The organism is Bartonella sp. TT110JLCBS (assembly GCF_042193405.1).
GTDB lineage: Bacteria > Pseudomonadota > Alphaproteobacteria > Rhizobiales > Rhizobiaceae > Bartonella.
Genome location: NZ_JBHILT010000010.1, coordinates 12610 through 34003, shown reverse-complemented (window position 1 = coordinate 34003; position 21394 = coordinate 12610). Strand labels below are relative to the sequence as shown.

Here is a 21394-nt window from a genome sequence, read left to right as displayed (position 1 = left end):
TCGTTCTTGGTACTGGAGATTTTGCATAAGAAGCATTTTTAGACCTTTCTTTTCAGTGTTTTTTGCTCATATGCTCGTTCTGCTTGTGATGAGCAAGCAAGTGATTCATAGAAGAGGAGGGAATGAGAGAATCTTACTGATTTCGGCTCTCTCATTCAACGTGCAAAACAATGAATTCTCCTTATAGTTTGTTGTATATTCTGGGTAGAGACTGTTTGTAAAGGCGTATCAAGTGGACCACATGAAGGGGGACAAGCCCAAGTGGAAGGCGCGATAAGAAGCAGGATCATTTACAGAGCATTGTTTACTGATCGACATGGATTTAAAAATCTTTGTTTTAGGGTGGGGAAGAAGAGCATATCTCGTGTTTAAATTTTTCTTATTCTCAAGAATATTATTTTTATAATATTTTGCTCAATGCTAAAAGTTAAAAAAATATTATAAAGATAAAATTGGGTGGTGTCGTTTTTATCCTAAAAATGGGAGAAGTAGTTGTCTTTCATGTGTTGAATGCTTGCTTCTTTTGTTATTTTCAGTATAATCGTAAAAACGATAATACTGAAAGGCGTAATGGATGATCATTGGACTTTTGAATCAAAAGGGAGGTGTCGGAAAAACGACGTTGAGTGTTAATCTTGCCGCCAGTTTTGCACGTACTGGTGCACGGGTATTGCTTATTGATGTTGACCCACAGGGAAGCGCATTGGATTGGGCTGCTGTACGTGAAGATGCTCCTTTGTTTTCAGTTATTGGTTTACCGCGTGCAACGGTTCACAAAGAGATTACACAGATTGGTCATGGTTATGATCATATTATTATCGATGGCCCTCCGCGTGTGACGGATCTTGCTCGTAGTGCTCTTATGGCTTCGGATTTGGTGCTTATCCCTGTTTTGCCTAGTCCCTATGATATTTGGGCAGCGGATGGAATTGTAAAGCTGATTGATGAAGCACGCGTTTATAAAGAGAATCTCAAATCTGCTTTTGTTATTAATCGTAAAATCGTCAATACAGCGATAGGGCGTGATGTGAACGAAGCTCTTGGTATATACCCTGTGCATGTTCTTTCTTCTAGTGTTGCGCAGCGCGTGATTTTTGCAGAAGCTGCCGCACAGGGGAAGGCCGTTTATGAAGTTGATAAGCAAGGACCCGCAGCGGCAGAGATTGAAGCGGTTGCAGCGGAAATCAAGGAGTTAGCACGATGAGTAAAAAAATTAAAATTGGCACAAAACCAACCAATAAATCAATTCCTTTAACAGCGGATGCATGGATAGGAAGCCACAAAGGGAGCATGAGTGGAGGTATGAAGCGCCTCACAATTGATATACCAGAAAATTTGCATCGGTTAATTAAGGTAAGTTGTGCAAGTCGTGGAACTAAAATAGCTGATGAGGTACGCGAATTGCTTTCACAAAAATACGGAAAAGTGTAAAAAATGATACGATAATTTCGTTGCTTTGAATGCTTTTTCTAGAGATGATATTGGTTGTTTTTATACGAAGTTAATAATGATAAAAGCGCCCTTCCTTTTTCACGATGGTTGCTTCATTTAAGTTGTTTGTCACAAGGTTCTATATCATCTCATGAAAGAGTTATAAGCTTATGAAAAATTTTCCGCTTCAAACTTTTCTCTATAAATGTGATAATCATCATACTATTTGTGATCTTATATCTCTAGATGAATAGATAAGTTTATTCTTCCATAAAAACTATCTTGATAATGATTTTAAACATCAGGTTTTGTTTATTGTACTTAATACATGCGTCAATAATGTAATTAAGAGTAGCGTTGATTATTTTTTTCTGCTACACAGCAATCCGTTTTATTAAATTATATTCATGTTTATAAAGGGGGGATAAAAATAAGTAAAATTTACTGATATTGGCACGCTATAAGTTATTCCTAATAAACAAAAGAAGTCATTGAGCATATTATAAAAGTATTTCTTATATTTATAGGCTTTTTTAGCATTTCTATTGGCACTTAAAAAGTGCAGGGGGACTTAAAGTTTTCTTTTTTTCCGGTGGTTTAGAAATGATAAGAGCGTAATTAGTGGATTTAAAAGTATATTCTTTCATTTGCAGAGAATTTGCAATGGATATAGGCATGACGAATTTTGGGTAAGATATTCGTGCTGCTTCTCGTTGCCAAGAGATTTTTGAAAAAAATAATTAAAAGCTTTTTGAGAATGTCAAGAGATCAGTATTTTTGCTGAAGTTTTAACACTTCAAATACAAAGAGCAGCCGTGCAGATAATGTTACAAATGCAAGTCTGATAAATGAAAGCGGCTCTCATGATTTGATATGTTTGCGTTGAAAATGTGCGTATTTGCAAAGGAAAATTAGACGCAAGGTCACAATATAGGAGGGGATGTGAACCCAAAGATATTGTTAATAAAATATAAAACAAAGAGAGGGGTTAAATCATGAACAAGATCATTATAACAGCGCTGCTGCTTTGCGTGGGACTTATCGTTTCTGGTTGTGAAAAAACTTATAGCGTAGCAGAGTTTAAGAAAGATAAAAAATTGATGCAAGAATGGGGAAAGAAATGCGATAAAATGGGCCCCTCTGCTTTTGAAACCAAGAATTGTCAAAATGTCATGCAAGCCGATATGGAACTTTTTCAAGAGCATTATAGAAATCTTGCAAAGGAACTTCGTGAAAGTAGCAAAAAGGGGAATGAAACTGAAAAAAAGCAGGACAACAATTAAATCATAAAAAATATATTGATAGCGGTATTTTTCTTTGTACGCGATTTATCATCATAGGTTGGGAAAAATCGCGTACAGAAGTAGATTTTTAAATTTTTGAAAATGCACAATGAACCGAATGTACAATTTTAATCGGGTGCTAAATTGTGTCCTAAACTTTGTAAATTTGAAAAAAGGGGAATTTTATTGATGAATAAAGCCATTATTACAGCATTGCTGGTTTGTACTGGACTTGTCGTTTCTGGTTGTGAAAAAACTTATAGCGTAGCGGAATTTAAGAAGGATCCCAAATTACTCGAGCAATGGGCAATGAAATGCATGATATCAGGGGATTTAGATTCTCAAAATTGTAAAAACGCAGATAAAGCGTATCGTGAAGTTCATGCCCGAGATTGGCCTGGTTCAAGCTTTGTACATGATGACGAGAAAAAAACTGAAGATAAAAAGGAGGGGAATTAAATCATGAATAAAGTTATTATTACAGCATTGCTGGTTTGTACTGGACTTGTTGTTGCTGGGTGTGAAAAAAACTACAGCGTAGCGGAATTTAAGAAAGATAAAACATTACTCGAAGAGTGGGCAAAAAAATGTGAAAAGCTGGATCAATCTTCTATGGAGAAATCTAAAAATTGCCAACATGCCAGACAAGCATATATGGAACTTATGTTCGGCATTAATTAAAAACATACAGTTCAATAAATAAGGAATTGTTTAGTTATTGATTCTATTACGTTTTTTAGGCTCTCTCTAACTTTTAGAGAGTCTTGTTATGGCTGCAAGAATTAGTCGTTTACGATCTGTACTCTTTGTGTAAACGGATGCTATACTGTCATTGTTTGGCCCAAAAGTGCTTCCAATTGTAGATAGTATTGCCTCCCAATGAGTTGTTACGTGTTACTGCTAATTTTTTAATGTTTTGGTTACATGTATTTAAAATATGAGATTAAATCTATATTTGGGGTGTTTTTTTGCCTTTATCACAAATAAATGTTTCATCACACTAAGATCGTTTTTTAGTGTTGCGGCTAATTTCGGAAAAATTGGGAGGAAACATTTGTTTGGAAATTACTTTTCTCTGTTTTATAAAGAGAAAAGCATTCTGAATGGAATTATTATCGTTTCATACTCAAATGTTTTTCTCAAACTATTTTTAAAAAATTGCTTTTGATTTGAGAATATTATAATATTCGTTAAGTTGTGAGGCCGTTTTGCTAGGACGGTTTTGCCGGATGTGTGAGGAATTGAGCGCTCTCCACATCTTTTTATTTTTCTCCTCTCTTTTCTGAGTTTGCAAGGTTTTTCCTTGTTATTTTTTTATCTTAATTGTGTCGTGATATTATCATGTTGAGCGGTGGAGCGCATATAAAACTTTACGTATGAGGTGTTTTTTGTTCTCGAGTGTGTGATGAATGTTTTTCTGAATAACACTTTGATTTATAAAAATAATTTAATTATTTTATACTGAATAAGGATCTCGAATAACGTAAGATTCTCTTATTCCAAATCTGTTCTCGGTTGAATTAATTAAAACCATTTTCTTGCATGGTACAAGCGGGGAGAGACGTGTGGATAAAAACTGTTGAAGAAAGACGTAAAAATGCCTTTTATGAATTATCTCAAGTGCTCAAGGTTTGTTGGCAACATTTGGGGCTGGAAAAGTGTGTGATGCTGCTGGTTTATTCTCTCATAAGGGTAAAGATGGTGTTCAATAGATTATCATAAGCTTCATGAAATATTATCCTTTAGAATTGTGATATGCCCTGAAGGGGGGAACTTACTCAATAAGGAGATAAATTATTTACAGATCGGATCTGATAGAAAATTTTGTTTTTTAAGGTGGGAGTGAAGTTGAGATTCAAGATAGCGTGAAAAGACGGACACTGATGGTTAAAAATGCATATAAAAAGCAGAGTTTATACTCAAATAGTTGCAAGCGATGTTTGAAATTGGGTGTGTGGTTTATCTGTAGAATTAAAACTTTGCTTTGCTCTTATGTGAAATTAAGATGCCCATTTGTACAGATTATAAAAAGCCAAAAGAGTATGCTTAGTATATTTCTATTACGAGAACTAAAATAACAACAAAAGCATTGATGGTGATAATTAAGGTCGAATAAAGCATAGCGGCTTTTACGAGATCAGCCATAAAAACCTCTTTCTGTTCTTTTTGAGGTGATTTTATGAATAACAATATATTACAATCTGTAATATATGCTGATACAACATATTCGGCAAGCTTAAAGTCGCTCCTTTTTTTATAAAAGTTCGAGGATTTGGAGCGCTGTGAAGTGTAAAAAGAAAAGCCTTAAAGGGACTATTGATTGGCTTCGTAGTTTTTGTGTTGCTGAAAACTTTTTTATCCTGTTATGCTATAAAGCACTGTCATTTATAACGGTAATATAAGACATATAAGTTTTCTTGGAACGTTTAAGTATTTTTTAGTGTACGATGAATATTCGTAGGTTTATTTGTTGAGGTTTTCGTTTAAGTGAATCACATGAGTGGAAGTCAAGAGAAGATCGTTTTGACAAAAATTCGGACTGCGTACAGAGCTGATTGAGTTAAGGTCTTGGTCCTTTAAGGTGAGTGGAGGAAGACAAAAAGGTTTTCTAAACGTTTATCTCATGGAAAGATTGGTTAATGCTGCTCTCATGAGGCATGGGTTGCACAAAAGTAAAGAACGCTCCAAACGAAATATACTTATGTTGTATATTAGTATATTTGTATTGCATATTTATTTACTTGTTTTAAAGAAACATCTCTCAACGCACACGACAGACATTTTACGATGATACTCGTAAATGGTATAACGGTAAATGTGAATAGTATAACAGTAAAGCTCTCGTGAAATAATATAAAATTTGAATAATATAAAAATCTATAGAATGCTATCATCTTTATACTTATGAAAGAGCAAGTCACAATCATCGTACGCTTGCTTCCAATGTTTATTATAGTTCTTGGCATTTGCTAAGGTTCATAAGAGGCATTTTTCTTTCAGCGTATTTTATCAACACATCAGGGCGTTGTTTGTGATGTGCAAGCAAGTGATTTTAATTTATTCAACATGGAATAGATTTGAAATGTGATGATTATGAAAGAGAAGAGCTGCATTTAGAAGGTTGAAAACGAGAGAAAGATTGTAACAAAAATTGCACCTTGATTATAAAATGATTGTTTCTCTGTTTCTATACTAGTAGCGCATGTAAAGTCGCGATATTAAGAGCAAACTGTGTTATGGAATGAAATAATCTATAGGAAGATGCTGTGAAAATTCTGAAAATATCAATGGGGGAGCGTTAAGCATTATGCATTGGATAATATTTTGATTTATAATGATAATCTATCGTTATTCAACTTGAATTAGAGCTCTGAATACTGGAAATTTTTTCATTCCAAATCTGTTTTGTGGTGAATTAACAAAAAACATGTCTTTTGCAGTTACAAGCAGGGAGCTCCCATGCGCAGAGAAACTATACAAGAAAGGTATGCTTTTATGAACCATCTCAAGTGTCAAGGGTATCAGAACATAAGGGGTTAGAAAAATATATGATGGTGCTGGCTTGCTTCTTTTATTAAGCGTAAAGATGAAAAGTGCTCAATGGATTTTATACATGTCATGGAAGATTTATCATTATACCATTGATGGGTCGCGGCGCGAAATAGGCTTAGGTGCACTTAAGAGATATTTCTTTAAAACAAGCGTGTGAATATGCGATTGAAGACGTATCGAACTGATTGGCTAAGAAACTCTTGAAAAGGTTCAAAAAATCTTATATAGTCGTTTATTGCAAAGAAAAGCGAATGATAATTTAAAAAAGGAAGATTGATGGCTGTTTAGCTATTTTAAGATGTCTTTTTTATATTGCTGTATGGCTGATCTGTTTAAAAGAGCATTCTTTTTGTGTTTTATGCGAAATACTGCATGTGTGCAGAAAGAGCATGGGAGAGGGGGTGTCCTTTTGAATGGGTGCAAACTGATCTTGTCGGGTGCCATCTTATGGGGTGCCAGAAGGTGTACAAGTTTAAGTGCAGAGAGAGCCATAAGGTTATGGAGGGTAAAGTGCTTCTATCGGTAAAATGCTGAAATTTTTAATGGGCTTACGTCTTTATAGGCTGCGGTTTTTTGTCGGCAGGTAGTTTTGTGGCCGAAGTTCTCGTGAGAGAATTGTTGTTTTCTGTTGAAGACGTACTGGTGATAAAATAGGCAAAAATAAAATCAGCAAGGCGAAATAGACAGAGCAAATATGGAAGTGTCGATATTGCCGTAAGGTTTGAGTTTATAGCGTTTTGATGAATTAGTATAGCCATCAATGATGGTTTTGGAGCAAAGCAAGAAAAATATTTGAAGAGAATGCGTTGAAAGTTGAAGTGGTATACACTTTGAAGGATTGTCGTGCTGTTGTAGCAATGTTCGCATCACGAGCGTGGTTGAGTGTATCAGCATTGAAGAGAACCTGTTTAATCTCCCTCATTTGAAAGTAAGATTGAACAATAGTGTTGAAGGGGAAGTAAAAATGTCTGTAGTGCAATATGGTGATGATAGTTTTGCAGCAAAAGCAAAAGTTCTTGATAATAATCTTATTGATCGTGATTGGGCGATGACGAAATTTGTTGCTGCTGTTAAAGGATTAGCTCAAGTTGTTGATTATGAAAGCAATATGCTAGAGAGCAGTGGTGTTCCAGATTACGAAGAAATAAATTTATGTAAAATACGTGGTTTGCGTGATCTTAATAAATCCATGAGTGATGTGAAGCGCTACATGAATCAAGATATTGAGCATGAGGTTGAAAGTTTGTTGTCTGATTTGCAAGAAAAATTACAGCGTAATAGTGAATTACTTCAAACGCATTTAAATGCAGTTAATGATCTTTCTCGGGTTGTGCAACTATCTGGACGCGTAAAAGAAACAGAGGAATGATTCAAATCTGATTAATGTTGACTGTTCTAAGTGATGACAATGATTAGGTAGGGCAGTTGATTTGGATAAATAGTGCGTTTAGTGAGTAGAGTTGTTTTAAGCGCATTTTTGTATTTAAATTATTATCCTGATGTACTGTAAAATGCTGTTCTTAAAACAGTTTCTTTTAAGGTGTCGTGATGTGAACCACATGCTTTGGGAAACTGACTGAAAGAGAACTCAGAGAAGGCGGATTATTTACAGAAAATTGTTTGCAGACTAAGTCTGTAGGGAGCTTCATCTTTAGTTTAGGGAGGCGATCAAGGGGGTATTTAGACCAGCCTGTGCTGCCTTAAAAGCAGCTTCCTTGGGAATGTGGTAATGTAAGGTTTATACATTGAGTCTTTTGCATGCATTTAGCAGACCTAGCGGCGACTTACTCTCCCGTGCCTGAAGGCAAAGTACCATCAGCGCTGGAGCGTTTCACGGCCGAGTTCGAGATAGGATCGGGTGCGTTTACTCCGCCATAACCACCAAATCAGCAAAAAGCATGAATGATGATGAAGAGTATGTGATGAATATTGCCTATAAGCTTCATGGAGCACTGTCCTTTGAAGTGTGGTGATATGAAGCGGTTAGTTGCTGAAATCTGCATGTTTGAGACAAAGATTAAGGCGGTTTAATATTTTCTTCTGCTGTTTTTAGTTTTTGTATGCCAGATTGGAGAGAGCATCCAGATTTGAGTGGATATATTGCGTATATCTTTGTTGGCGTAATATTTGAAATGGGGCGGCAATCTCATTGGGAAAGAATAAAGGGGTAGAAATCAGCTTCCCTCTGTCCCGCCCGCCATCCTTTAATTTAGCTTTATGTCTTTCAAAAGTATCTAAAGCACTATCTGTTAAATAATGAAGATTACGTATTGTTTCACGCTTTTTTTATTGTGTTTTTTACTGGGGGCACGTCCTTCATGCACGACAAAATACTCAAAATAGAATGGATTTGTTATTCCTAATTCACGGCCTTGTTTTAAAGAGATATCTAAGCTTTCAAGTCTATTTCGTGATGGTGGTTGTGGGGCGCAACGACATCTTTGATGCAACGGCGCTTGTGAATGGTATAATAAGAAAGTCCCCATGGAAATAATATAAAATCTATAGGGCGCGACCATCTTTATGCTTAATAAAAGAGCAAGTTGATATTGTTATATTTTTCAACACTGTCATATTCTTTGTTTGATCCCAATGTTGCTACAGCCCTTGGCACTTGAGATAGTTCATTAGAGGCATTTTTAATCCTTTCTTAATAGTTTTTTATCCACAAGGCTCTTCCCCCTTGTCACTTGCAAGAGATATGGTTTTGGTTGTTTCAACCTAGAACAGGTCTAAAATGAAAGAATCTTACGATATTCTGGATTCTCATTTAACATGCACAACAATTAATTGTCTTTATAAATCAATTTCTTGTCTTATGATGGAGTTGCTGTAGCATTGAGATTTTAGAGGAAAAACATGCCTTTAAGAATTTATAACAGATACTAAGTCTTTATAGTAGGTATATTAAATGCACATCATCTAAAATAAATGGAGTGTCCACAGCGAAGAAGGGGCTGACTTTTTTAAAAATCTGCATGAATGCTTATTCTGTTGTGCTGTAAAAACATCATCGCTTGAGTGTGGTGATATAAGACATAAAACTTTATGCATGGGGTGTTTTGATGAGAGAATGTTATGGTATTTAGTTTTTTATTCAATATGTAAAAGAAATATTATAAGTCAAAATCTTCTGTGATGTGATAATGATTTTTGAGAATTTTAAAAAATATATAAATTTAAATAAAAAAGCAGCACTTTGTGCTGCCCTTTTATTTAAGTTAAAATTAACTTCTGCTTTAGAAACGATAACGTATTCCGCCAGACAAATTGGTGCCAGATACACCGGCTTTTTGCAGTTTTTGCCGATAGCTGATATCGGCGTTTAGTACGATATTTTGAGAAAGATATGCATTCACCCCCATACCTCCCTCAATTGAAGAGCCGGTAGGATCAACATGAAAGGTATCAGAAATTTTTATTGTTTTACCATCACCAAAAGCTCTGATAATATTCATTTTACCATAGAAAGAAACAGCCTTGTTTTCTTCAACAGCCATTATTGTTTTTGTTAAACGTCCACCAAAACGGATCAACCATTGACGCGGATTGCCCATATCTACTTTTAAGCCATCGGCATCTGAAAAAATATCAAACATGAGATTTTGATAAATGAATTGAGCTTGTGGTTCAAAGACCAGCCCTTTTGTATTGGTTGCTAATTTCTGACCAATGGTTGCAGATATATTAAGCATCTCGGTACCATCCAATTTTGCGGCATTCCCAACAAGAGCCGTGGTAATATTTCCTTTTAAGGTTCCGTAAGAAAGAAGTGTGTTTAGATATATACCATTGCTATGTTGGATGCTGCTGTAAGCGGCAAGAGACCATTTATCAAGAGTTGTCTTTTCAGAATCTTGCATCTCTTTTGGCGTAAAGGCAAGTTTTCCGTATGTTCCTAAAAGACCAAAATGTGTGCTTATGTCTTTGCCTTCCAAGGCGGCTAATATGACACCTATTTGTAAAGCAGTATAGTTTACATCAGCACCATAGCCATAATGTAATGGATCGCGGTTGGAAGATAAGGTGACTTTCTCGCCATAGGAAGAGAAAAAGATACCATTTTTTTTATTGTCTTTTGCCCCAAATACTGTTGTGCGCATATTATCTAACAACGCGTTTTGATTGTTTACATCAGTAAATCCAGCAGAAAACAAAGTATTAGATATGGTTAAATAGTTTGCTACCTGTGGTAAAAGGGCTCGAACCTTTTTATCCTTATCAATGTAGGCATTCTGTAAGCGAAAATCCCAGAAATTACTGTTTTTACCAAAAAGATTTTGGCTCTCATGAGATGTTCCAGGTTTATAGCCTGTAAGTACATACTTATAAGGTTGTTTCCCTATTGTCATATAGTTTCCTGCTAACGTGAAGGAATTTTCATTTGCTTGTCCGGAAACTTGAATGATTGAAATCCCATGTGTCCCTAAAGGAAGTGAAGCCATCTTCTCTTCCCAAACAGCAGAGCTATCGGTTTGGAGATTGATGTGAACAACAGTACTTCCTGAGACATCACCATTAATCACAATGCGATCAGTTTGTTGTTCCGTGATAGGAGAATGTTTATCCCATTGAGTGTTTACATAAATCTCTGCAAGACCCGCTGTACTATAAATCGCTGCTGTGTGAGTTGTTTCGTCTTCTTGCGAAAGATTAGGTCCTATAAACAGAGTTTGATAATGTCCCTCCATTGGCTTGTCAAACATAATGACACTGTCTGTAAGGTGCAATTCAGAAAGATTAGAGTATGATTTATCATCAACACCAAACTGTTTATAGTCATTTAAAATATTATCATTATTTATGGCATTTTTATTCGCCTTTAAAAGCCATTTCGTCCCCTCTTTTAGATCAAAAACTGTTCTGTTATCTTTAGAAGTTCTTACCCGACCTTCTAAAGAAGAGTGGTTTGCAACGAATATAATGGTGTTTGTGGAGGAACTTTCGTTCTTGATATTTTTTAATAAAATATCGGCATGAATTTCTGAATTTTTAAGGTTGACTTCCCCGTTTACGCCTGTTCCATAAAGGCTGATACCGCTACCATGTTCAACGAAAAGCTTTGTATTCTCTAGGGTCACTTTATTAGGAATAGCTTGTTCTTGAGCGATATTGTTATTCCTTTCAGCATTGTGTGTATATCCTTTTCTAGGGGGATAGTATTGATTATTGCGGAAAATAATACCGTCTGCTTCATAATTTCCCGTGACGTGTACGTTTGAATCCTTAAGTTTGATTGTGCCCTTCATGTTTACCAAACCAGCTGTTTCTGCTGTTGCAGTAATACCTGTAGCATCAATTTCTCCACCATCTGATACGCTTAGTGCAACAAAACGCGCATCAACTGTTCCCCCTATCATGTTGACTTTTGAATTATTTCCATCTGCATGTACAGCAAAACCATTGTCTTGAATTTTTTTGTTATGTAGCGTTATGGTCTTACCGTTTGTAGCCTCAACTCCAGAGTTTATATTCTCAATTTGTGTAGACTTTTCAAGTTGTTTTATTGGTGATATTGGTTTTTCTAGCTCTGATTTTTCAGATACTTTTTGTGCAGAGGCAGATCGCACGGGCGCTGGTTTTATAGATTTTGGCGGTACCGGTAATGCTGGTTGTCCAGTTTCTACTCTTAAAGATATTGGCTGTGCGCGTTCTGGTTCTTTAGGCGTTGGCGATAGCTCTGTTGTTAGTCTTGTAGCTTCCGTGCTTGTAGGTTCTGACTGTGAGGATACAGCAGAATTTTCGGGCGTTTTTTTTCTGGAAGAGTTTGTAGAAGAGGATGGCGCCCCTGAACGTCTTCTAGATTTTGCTTCCATTCCTGTCGTTGAAGCTGTTCCTATCGCTGAAGATTGTGTAATAGTGTCTTGTGTGGCTGTAGGGGTAGATTGTACATCTTCTGTATTTTCTTCAAGTTGTGTTTTTGGAGGTAGAGTGCTCGTGGAAGTAGGCGTTGTAGATTCACTCCCTGTAGGAGAAGAGCTTCTGGTCGTTCTTGTAGACCTAGATGTTGAAGGTGGATACGAAGATGATGCATTTGAATAGGGATTAGAAGTTCTGGATGCACCTATTTGATGAGTGGGTTGCAGAGAAGAGAGAGCTATCGTAGGTTGTGTATTCGTATCATGAAGAGCATTAGACAAGCTGGTGGAAGAACAAAACAGAACTCCAGAAACTGTGTATAGTAAAAAACTTTTTTTCATATGGATGTATTCCTAAATGTTTCCCCTCTCTTAATAAAAGATAAAACCTTGGCCTCATTATGTTTATTTTGTAAGAGACAAAACGAAACATAATGAGAGCACGTTATATTTCAAGATAGGAATATAAGTATTTTTAAAAGTGATAGCGCATTCCAGCGGAAATATTTATTGCAGATATGCCATCTTTTTTGAGTTTATGTTGATAGCTGAGATCACTATGAAGCTCGATATTTTGCGATAAGTGCGCCTGAATACCAAAACCACCTTCAACTAAAGATTCCATAGCAGCAAACGGAAAGTTTTCACTAAAAGTTTTGATCATGTTCAGTTTGCCGTAGAAGGAAAGGGCATGGCCTTTGTTTTGTGTCAAACGTCCACCAATACGGAGCAACCATTGATGAGGTTTGCTTATGTCTATTTTAGAGTTATCGCCATCTGATTTAGAGTTATCGCCATCTGATTTAGAGTTATCGTCATCTGAGAAAGAGCTCCTATCTGATAAAGAACCAAGCATGAGACGTTGATAAACAAGTTGTGCTTGCGGTTCTAGGATTACACCTTCCAAACTGGTTGATAGTTTTTGACCAACAGTTGCAGCGGCTCCTAATGTTTTACTATTCTTCACTTTTGAGGTAGGTTTTATGAGAGCTGTGGCGTTATTTTCTTTGAAAATTCCATAAGAGAGAAATGCATTTGCATAGATGCCACTGTCATGCTGAATATTTCCATATGCGGTGAGTGACCATTTATCAAACATATTTTTTTGAAAACTCTCCTTGTTTTTAGGAGTAAAAGATAATTTCCCATATGTTCCGAAAAGACCAAAGTTGCTGCTGATATTTTCATCTTTTAGCGCTATTAATGTTGCTCCTGCTTGCAATGCAGCATAGCGAATATCTGCTTGGACACCATCTTGTTCTTCTTGAACCTTGGAAGAAAACGTGCTCTTATTGCCATAAGAGGATAAGAAAACGCTTCTTTCTAGATGATCTTTGGGTTCAAACATTGTTATTTGCATATTGTCTAACAAAATATTTTGATTGTTGACATCACTAAACCCAACAGCAAACATCGCGATAGGCATGACTAAAGAGCTTTCTTCTTGTGGTGTAAGAATTGTTCTTTTTGCTGTCCCATCAAGAGAAGTAGAAGTTGCAGTTGCTTTATCATCATCATCTGTAAGTTTAGAGGTGCTCTCTGTAGCCGCGGTAGCGATATTTCCAACCTTTGGGAGCAAATTCATATGCGCTTTTTCGGATGGAAGAGTCGTTTTCGATGCTGAGGAAGTGGTGTTCGTTTTATGATCAATATCAGATTGCGAATTTTCATTTATTTTAGGCTGTCTCATTCCATGATCTGTTCTTGTGAATGAATTGTCCTTTGAATTATCCTTGTGTTGGGCAGCAACATGAGCGGGTGGTAATTTATCACTAGAGCGTCTTTGTCTTGTACTGGAGACAATAAGAGGTTGTTTATTCTCTTCAGATGAAGGAGAGGTTATATCTCCTTTTCTCTCCACGTTGGTTATTCCATCGGTGTTCAAAGTCTCTAATACCGCTTTGCGTACAGTATTGGAAAGTTCCTTGTTGTGTTCTTGTAATGCACTATCCACTTGTGCTGCTTTATGTAATATTTCTGCTTTATTTTGCAGTTCAGACCAATTGCGATTGTCTTGGCTCACCCATTGTTGGAGTGCTTCATTAACACGCTGTTGGTTATCAGCATCAAGGATTGCTGCTGCTTTTGCGGCATCAGAAAGTGCTTTCTCATAGCCACGTGATAAATTCTCTGCTTTTATCAACCTGTTTTGACGTAATTGATCAAGCTGCGCATTGGCTTGTAGCATGTGTTGCATATCTTTATGGTGTTTGTTTGCCATGGCTTGGGTACGTGTATTATCCATTTCACGTTTCACCACGTTCATATGTGCGCCAGAGCCATAACGACTTGCACCTGCAAAAGAGTTGTTAATCGTATCTCTTACACGATCCATATGATTTTCAAGTGCTTGGTTGAAGTGCGCATTATTTTGCATCATGGCGCCAGAGGCTATCTTCTCAAGATTTTTTTCTGCTTGTGTTGGTGTGCTTATTGAATCAATGGCATGGCGTGTTTGGTGGCTTAGACCAGAGGCGGTGCTGGTAGATGTGAAATTAAAAGAAGAAAAAAATAAAGCACAAGCGGCTGTACATAACAAAAGATTCTTATGCATAGAGATGTTCCTTAAGATATTTTCTTTGTTTTGCTAAAAATGAACCACTTTTTGACACATTGCGTTTTTTTGTAATGTAGCAAAATATAAGCAGCACTGTTTTCATCTCAGGCTGCTTATGTGTCAAATAGAGAGCTAAGATTTCTAAAAGCGATAACGCATTCCACCGGAAAAATTAATTCCAGAGAACCCAGCTTTTTGAAGTTTATGTTGGTAATTAACGTCAGCATGAAGTGCGATATTTTTAGAAAGCTGCGCGTTAATGCCAAGCCCACCTTCAAGGGAAGAGCCCATAGAATCGAGATGGAAAGATTCCATAACATCGATAGTGCGCTTCTCACCAAAAGCTTTGATGACATTCAATTTACCATAAAAAGAAAGAATATGATCTTTTTCAATGGGAAGCCTTGTTTTTATCAAACGCCCTCCAATACGGACCAACCATTGATGAGGGGGCTTTATATTAACTTGGAAGCCATCAATATCTGAAAGAGTGCCAAAGGCAATATGTTGATAAATAAGTTGTGCTTGTGGTTCAAAGGATACCCCTTCAACACCAGTTGCTAGTTTTTGTCCAACGGTAGCTGATATATTTAATGTATTCGTATTGTTTAATTCTGTAGTGTTGCCGATAAGGGCTGTTGTAATATGTCCGTTTAAAATGCCGTAAGAGAAAAGTGCATTAACATAGAAACCATTGTCATGGTGGAGGTTCCCATAGGCCGTAAAGGACCATTTATCCAGTATGCTTTTGTCAGAACCTTCCATGTCCTTTGGCGTAAAAGCGAGCTTTCCATATGTGCCTAAAAGACCAAGATTCGCGGTTATATTTTGATTTTCTAACGTTGTTAATGTCATGCCTGCTTGTATAGCAGTATAGTGAACATTAGCACCATAACCATATTCCAATGGACTACGGCTGGAAGATAACGTCATCTTGTTGCCATAAGTCGATAAAAATATCCCTTGCTGTTTATGACCATCTAATCCAAAAACTGTTGAGTGCATATTATCTAACAGTGTATTTTGATTGTTTATATCAGCCAAGCCAGAGGAGAATATTGCATTATGCATAACCAAATAGCTTGCCATTTGAGGAACAAGAGCTTTGATTTTTCCTTCATCATCAAGAGTCGCATTTTGTAGACGGAAATCCCAAAACTCTTCACTTTCTTGCAAGAGACTTTGCTGTTTGTCAGCTTTTCCATGGCTGGATGTTGGTCCATAGCCATTTAATACATATTTATAGGGCAATCCATCCATTGTAGTGTAGCCATTTGCCAGCGTGAAGGCGGTTTCTTCTGCTTTTCCAGACACTTGAATAAGTGAGAGACCACGCGTGTTCAAAGGAATTGAATCTTCATCATCATCGAATGGTTCTGCACATTTTGAAAGATTGTTGAAATAGATCGTTGTGGTGCCTGAGACATCACCATGAACGAGAACACGGTCAGTTTTTTGTTGTTCTTTTATAAGACCATTACTCCATTCGGTATTAAAGTAAATCCTTGCGTTGCCCAATGCATTGTAAACCATTGTTGCATCGGAGCTTCTGTTTTGCTCTGATTTCGCAACTTCAGCTGTTGGCTGTTTTCCCACATGCAAGGTTTGATACTGATTGTCTGCTAGTTTATGCGGCGCCTTAAATATAATAGAGCTATTATTAAGGTTCAATACTGAGACAATAGATTGTGCACGTTGTTTAATATCAGTGAGCAAGTATCCTTTAGAGCTGTCAAACTCTTTGTCTACTTCAAATTGACTAATCTTTAGGGACCATTTGCTGTTATTGTTGAGAGTAAAAATCGTTGTATTTTGAGGGAAAGTCTTTGCTCGTCCTTCTATAATCGAATTGTCAGCGCTTAATATAAAAGTGCGAGGATCGATATCTTTAGAGTTTTCTGGGATTTTATTTTTTAATAATATATCAGAACGAATTTCTGAACTTTTAAGTTCTACCTCAGCAACAGATTTTGCATAATCTGGTCCTAGAATACCAATACCATTTTCAACAAGAAGTTTTGTGTTGGTAAGAATTGCTTTATTGATAACTTTTTCACCCTCTTTTACTTGGGAACTCGAGATGTAATCGAAAAGAATACCGCGACTTTTGTGATGTCCAGAAACATTTATGATTGAATCTTCAATATGAATGATGCCGTTTGAAATTTCTAAACCACGAGAATCTGATTTTCCTACAGTTTTTTTAGCATGAATACGTCCACCTGTTGTTGCGGTAAATAAATTTGAATCCGAACGCATTGTTGAATTTGTAATGGTGATAAAGGCTTTGTCATCAGCAACCACTGTTGTATATGTGCCGCGGATAAAAACGTTATTAAAAGTCTTTTCTTCTCCTGCTTTATCCGCACGAGCCATAATCATGGTGGGAGCCGATGTGTTTGCATAAGTTGAACCGAAATGAGAAAAAATCAAAGTTCCAGCAATTGTACATAACAAAAAATTTTTCTTATAAATATATTTCTTACACATAGATATGCCTTTAGTATTTGGTATGCTTTGATGCTTACTTCATTCCCCTGATGGCGCAAGTACCCAGACAGCTTCTATATCATTATGTTTTTATTGTAAACAACAAAACGAAATATTGTGTCGTGTTCTTTATCGTTAAAAAAATGATTTTAGAAGAGCTTTTAAAATAAAAATTGCAGTTAGAAACTATGAATTGCAGAAAAGCTAGATTGATAAGTATTCCGTTTAAAAGTGTTAAGAAACAAAATATTTTGCAAGAATGTTGATTGCTTAAGGCTGTTGTTATGGAAACTCTACAAAGTTTTTGGAGAAGCTGTTGTTGTGCGCTTACAAAAAGCTTTTAATTGATTTTCTTACACAGATAAGTATTCATTACGTGTTTTATAATACAAAAAATTTTATTAAAAGCATTTGATTTTTATAAATCAAAAAGGCAGTTCTCTTGAGAATTCAGTATTCATTTAGAGATAACAGATTTTATTACAGTTGGTATGAGTGAGATTAATTGGCTCAAGAAAGGTGGTAGAAAGAATAGTTGTTGACGGTTCTTTCCGATAGATTGTAAAAAAGGCAGCACATTTGCACTGCCTTTTATTAAAATGAATAGACTATAAATTGTTTTTTTCTTTTTCTTAAAACTGATAGCGTATTCCGCCTGAAAAGCTTGCTCCAGATATACCAGTTTTTTGAAGCTTATGTTGGTAGTTAACATCAGCATGAAGGGCGATATTTTGTGACAATTGTGCATTTACACCAAGTCCACCTTCAACAGACACTCCCATAGAATCAAGGTGGAATGGTTCACCAATCTGTATCGTACCATTGTTAGAAAAAGCTTTAACAATATTCAATTTACCAGAGAAAGAAAGAATACCGCCGTTTTCAATAGAAAGCTTCGTTTGCGTTAAGCGCCCACCAAAACGCACTAACCATTGATGAGGATTTCCCATATCCACATCAAAGCCATCGACATCTGAGAGTGTGCCAAGCATGAGACGTTGATAAACAAGTTGTGCTTGTGGTTCAATGACCAATCCTTTCCTACTGGTTTCGAATTTTTGTCCAATAGTTGCCGATGCACTGAATGTATCAGCATTTTTCAATTCTGTAGTCTTTCCTATGAGAGCTGTGGTGATATCTCCCTTGAGCATTCCATAGGAGAAGAGTGCATGGATGTATATCCCATTATTATGGCGCAGCCCACTATATGCAGCAATTGACCATTTATTGAGTGTACTCTTGTCAGCTCCTTCCATGTCTTTTGGGGTGAAAGCTAATTTCCCATATGTCCCCAAAAGACCAAAATTGGTGGTCATGTTTTGATCTTCTAGAGCTGCTAATGTAATGCCTGCCTGTAAAGCTGCATAGTGAATATCGGCACCATAGCCATATTGTAATGGTGTACGGTGAGAGGATAATGTCATCTTATTGCCATAAGTCGAGAAGAAGACTCCTTTGTTTTTATGATCTTTTGTTTCAAAGGTGTTTTCCTGCATCGAGTTTAGTAAAATATTTTGATTATTTACATCAGCCAGTCCCGCTGAGAATAGTGCGTTAGGCATGGACAAATAGCTTGCCACTTGAGGAACAAGGGCTCTGATCTTTCCTTCATCATCGAGAGTCGCGTTTTGCAAGCGAAAATCCCAGAAATTCTGATTTTTTTCCAAGATGTTTTGTGCGTTGTTTGCTTGTCCAAGGGATGATGAACCGGTATTTTGCGCTTCTTTCTCTTTTGGTGAAACGCCTTCAATCATTTTTCCGGATATTGTGTAGATTGTGTAGTCTTTGAGGGTATTTTCTTTTGATTCTTGTGATATTCCGCTAAAACGACTTTGTGTGCTATCGGCTATCCCATGGCTGGATGTTGGACCATAGGCTTTGAGTATATATTTATAGGGCAAGCCCCCCATTGTGGTGTAGCCATGTGCAAGTTTGAAGGAATCTTCATTTGCATTTCCAGAAACTTGAATGAGTGAAAGACCACGCATATTCGGGGAAACAGAATCTTCAGCTTTTAATATCTCACCTTTCGCAAGGTTCTTGATATGGACTGTTGTGCTGCCTGATACATCACCATGAATAAGAAGACGATCAGCTTTTTGCTGTTCTTTTGCTAGACCATCACTCCATTCAATATTAAAATAAATCTTTGCATTGCCCGTGGCATTGTAAACTGTACTGTAAGTACTTTCTATATCGGGGATTGTACTTCCCTCAGGTCTACGAACCTCAGCTGTTCGCCCTACAGACAAGGTATGATAATGATCTTTTTCCCGCCCTTGCGGTACCTTAAATATGATAGAACTATTATTAAGATTCAGTACTGAAACGGTAGAAAGGGCTCGTTGTTTAATATCACTGAGCTCATAGTTAAACGCATTAAAGTCAGTATCGACTTCCTCTTGAGAGGTCTTTAAGTACCATTTACTCTTGTTATTCAGAGTCAAAACCGTTGTATTGACTTTTAAAGTTCTTGCTCGTCCCTCTATTGTTGAATTATCAGCGGTTAATGCTAAAGTTACAGGAAGAGTATCGTTGTCATAATATTTACGTTTTGTTTTATTTCTCAATAATACGTCAGATCGAATTTCTGAGTCTTTAAGTTGAACTTCAACAACAGCTTTTGAGCAGTAGGGACCAAGGATACCGGTACCGTTTTTCACAAGAAGTTTTGTATTGCTAAGAACAACCTTATTGACAACTTTTTCTCCATTTTTTAAAGAGCGATCTTTTGTTTCATAAAAAACGATACCACCGGCACCTCCTCGTTGGACGGTTATGGTTGAATCTTCAACGTTGATTGTACCATTCTTTGTTTCTAAACCTTTGTACACTGTATTTGCTTCAATTTCTTTAGCATGAATGCGTCCACCTGTTGATACAGAAAGTGCAGACATTTCCGTGTGTATTGTTGATTTTACAATTGTGATAGCTGCTTTATCATGCGCTAATATTCCAGGTCCTTTATCACGGACAAGAACATTATTAAAAGTCTTCTCTTCTCCCTTATTTAATTCAATCTTCCCCAAAATTGCAGGAGTTTCAGGAGCCGATGTGTTTGCATAAGTTGAACCGAAATGAGAAAAAATCAAAGTTCCAGCAATTGTACATAACAAAAAATTTTTCTTATAAATATATTTCTTACACATAGATATGCCTTTAGTATTTGGTATGCTTTGATGCTTACTTCATTCCCCTGATGGCGCAAGTACCCAAACAGCTTCTATATCATTATGTTTTTATTGTAAATAACAAAACGAATTATATTGGTGGTCTACTCTATGATTTGAAGTTTTGCTTTAGAAAAACTTTTTTCATGATCATAAAAAGTCGAGAAAAGTGGATTTCATAAAACCTAGCTTGGTTAAGCTTATGCTAAAAGCACTATGAAGTATGATATTTAAAAATTGTCTATTAAAGATAATCGCTATAAAAGCTCTATAGCGTTGAGATGTATTATTTGATGCACTAACCAAAACGATCAGCAAATTTTCTCTGCTATAAGAAGAAGAGATGAGGGGGCTATTCACAGGCTTTCTTTAAAGAGGCTAAGGGTACCAAAGTCCATTTTTCTAAGGCAGCACCATCCATTTCGCGGCGGCGGCCCGTGAAGGGTATAACGCTAAAGCTATAGAGTCCCATCATCTTTACGCTTACGAAGGAGCAAGCCGATACCTTTACGCTTAATAAAAGAGCAAGCCCATCGCACTTTGCTAGCTCTCAATGTTTATGACAAGCTCTTGACACTTGAGGCGGTTCATGAGAAGAATTTTTAGGTTTTTCTTATATAACTTTGCTTCACACGCCAGCCCCGCTTGTAACGTGCAAGTGAATGATTTTGATTAGTTCAACATGGAACAGATTTTAAATGAGAGAAATTTACGATATTCAAGATTTTAATTCAATAGGAATAACGCTAAATTATGATTATAAATCAATATTTTGAATATTCAATTTAAAACATCTTTTATTGATACAAAAAGAACTTTATTGAGTTATTTCATTTTATAAATGAAAAAATTAGCTTTCTTGAGCATTTTTGTATATGAAAGATAAAGCGCTTGTTGTTAGATTTTCTTTTCATGCATTAATTTTCTCAAAACTGTTTGTTTAGAAGAACAAGCAATGGAAGTGTAAATAAATCTTTATAGATAGCGACAACACATCGTAAAGAAAGAATTTATTTTATTGCTATAATAGGTTGTAAATAACAAAAAAATACA

The 21394-nt window shown here is 36.4% G+C and carries 11 protein-coding genes and 1 rRNA gene; 6 read left to right on the top strand and 6 right to left on the bottom strand.

The genetic code is table 11. The features are described 5' to 3' along the window. Positions 1-574: 574 nt before the first annotated feature. The 6 genes from parA (at position 575) to ACFILW_RS05520 (ending at position 7635) form a co-directional block, all read left to right on the top strand. The gene (gene parA, locus ACFILW_RS05545) at positions 575-1204 is read left to right on the top strand and encodes a ParA family partition ATPase (protein ID WP_375685311.1); all 630 of its coding nucleotides are present in this window, start codon (positions 575-577) and stop codon (positions 1202-1204) included. Beyond that, a complete protein-coding gene (locus ACFILW_RS05540; protein WP_375623750.1) occupies positions 1201-1431 on the top strand; it encodes a plasmid partition protein ParG in 231 nt (76 codons plus the stop codon). The genes parA and ACFILW_RS05540 overlap by 4 nt, the downstream gene beginning before the upstream one ends. Positions 1432-2426: 995 nt before the next feature. Next, a complete protein-coding gene (locus tag ACFILW_RS05535; RefSeq protein ID WP_375685310.1) occupies positions 2427-2714 on the top strand; it encodes an EexN family lipoprotein in 288 nt (95 codons plus the stop codon). Between the two features lie 189 nt (positions 2715-2903). Beyond that, complete coding sequence (locus tag ACFILW_RS05530; protein ID WP_375623754.1) at positions 2904-3173, top strand: EexN family lipoprotein; 270 nt, start codon at positions 2904-2906, stop codon at positions 3171-3173. A 3-nt stretch (positions 3174-3176) separates the two neighbouring features. Continuing rightward, entirely contained in the window at positions 3177-3395 is a 219-nt protein-coding gene (locus tag ACFILW_RS05525) for an EexN family lipoprotein (RefSeq protein ID WP_375614687.1), read from the top strand. 3835 nt (positions 3396-7230) lie between these two features. Continuing rightward, positions 7231-7635, top strand: a complete 405-nt coding sequence (locus tag ACFILW_RS05520; RefSeq protein ID WP_375623995.1) for a flagellar protein FlgN — start codon at positions 7231-7233, stop codon at positions 7633-7635. A 402-nt stretch (positions 7636-8037) separates the two neighbouring features. On the opposite strand, the gene rrf is transcribed toward ACFILW_RS05520, so the two are convergent. The 6 genes from rrf to ACFILW_RS05490 all read right to left on the bottom strand — a co-directional run bounded on the left by rrf (position 8038) and on the right by ACFILW_RS05490 (position 20816). Continuing rightward, positions 8038-8152: ribosomal RNA gene (gene rrf, locus ACFILW_RS05515) — 5S ribosomal RNA — on the bottom strand. A gap of 1353 nt (positions 8153-9505) precedes the next feature. Beyond that, the gene (locus ACFILW_RS05510) at positions 9506-12466 is read right to left on the bottom strand and encodes an autotransporter outer membrane beta-barrel domain-containing protein (RefSeq protein ID WP_375685309.1); all 2961 of its coding nucleotides are present in this window, start codon (positions 12464-12466) and stop codon (positions 9506-9508) included. 133 nt (positions 12467-12599) lie between these two features. Continuing rightward, positions 12600-14678, bottom strand: coding sequence for an autotransporter outer membrane beta-barrel domain-containing protein (locus tag ACFILW_RS05505; protein ID WP_375685308.1), 2079 nt, complete (start codon positions 14676-14678; stop codon positions 12600-12602). A 144-nt stretch (positions 14679-14822) separates the two neighbouring features. Continuing rightward, positions 14823-17171, bottom strand: a complete 2349-nt coding sequence (locus ACFILW_RS05500) for an autotransporter outer membrane beta-barrel domain-containing protein (protein WP_375623987.1) — start codon at positions 17169-17171, stop codon at positions 14823-14825. A gap of 632 nt (positions 17172-17803) precedes the next feature. Then, entirely contained in the window at positions 17804-20320 is a 2517-nt protein-coding gene (locus ACFILW_RS05495; protein ID WP_375685307.1) for an autotransporter outer membrane beta-barrel domain-containing protein, read from the bottom strand. A 373-nt stretch (positions 20321-20693) separates the two neighbouring features. Further along, the gene (locus ACFILW_RS05490) at positions 20694-20816 is read right to left on the bottom strand and encodes a hypothetical protein (RefSeq protein WP_375646331.1); all 123 of its coding nucleotides are present in this window, start codon (positions 20814-20816) and stop codon (positions 20694-20696) included. Positions 20817-21394 lie beyond the last annotated feature (578 nt).

Bases quoted from the DNA above. Each gene is read 5' to 3' on its own strand.
- parA (WP_375685311.1), top strand. From the start codon at position 575: ATGATCATTGGACTTTTGAATCAAAAGGGAGGTGTCGGAAAAACGACG.
- ACFILW_RS05540 (WP_375623750.1), top strand. From the start codon at position 1,201: ATGAGTAAAAAAATTAAAATTGGCACAAAACCAACCAATAAATCAATT.
- ACFILW_RS05535 (WP_375685310.1), top strand. From the start codon at position 2,427: ATGAACAAGATCATTATAACAGCGCTGCTGCTTTGCGTGGGACTTATC.
- ACFILW_RS05530 (WP_375623754.1), top strand. From the start codon at position 2,904: ATGAATAAAGCCATTATTACAGCATTGCTGGTTTGTACTGGACTTGTC.
- ACFILW_RS05525 (WP_375614687.1), top strand. From the start codon at position 3,177: ATGAATAAAGTTATTATTACAGCATTGCTGGTTTGTACTGGACTTGTT.
- ACFILW_RS05520 (WP_375623995.1), top strand. From the start codon at position 7,231: ATGTCTGTAGTGCAATATGGTGATGATAGTTTTGCAGCAAAAGCAAAA.
- ACFILW_RS05510 (WP_375685309.1), bottom strand. From the start codon at position 12,466: ATGAAAAAAAGTTTTTTACTATACACAGTTTCTGGAGTTCTGTTTTGT.
- ACFILW_RS05505 (WP_375685308.1), bottom strand. From the start codon at position 14,678: ATGCATAAGAATCTTTTGTTATGTACAGCCGCTTGTGCTTTATTTTTT.
- ACFILW_RS05500 (WP_375623987.1), bottom strand. From the start codon at position 17,171: ATGTGTAAGAAATATATTTATAAGAAAAATTTTTTGTTATGTACAATT.
- ACFILW_RS05495 (WP_375685307.1), bottom strand. From the start codon at position 20,320: ATGTGTAAGAAATATATTTATAAGAAAAATTTTTTGTTATGTACAATT.
- ACFILW_RS05490 (WP_375646331.1), bottom strand. From the start codon at position 20,816: ATGATGGGACTCTATAGCTTTAGCGTTATACCCTTCACGGGCCGCCGC.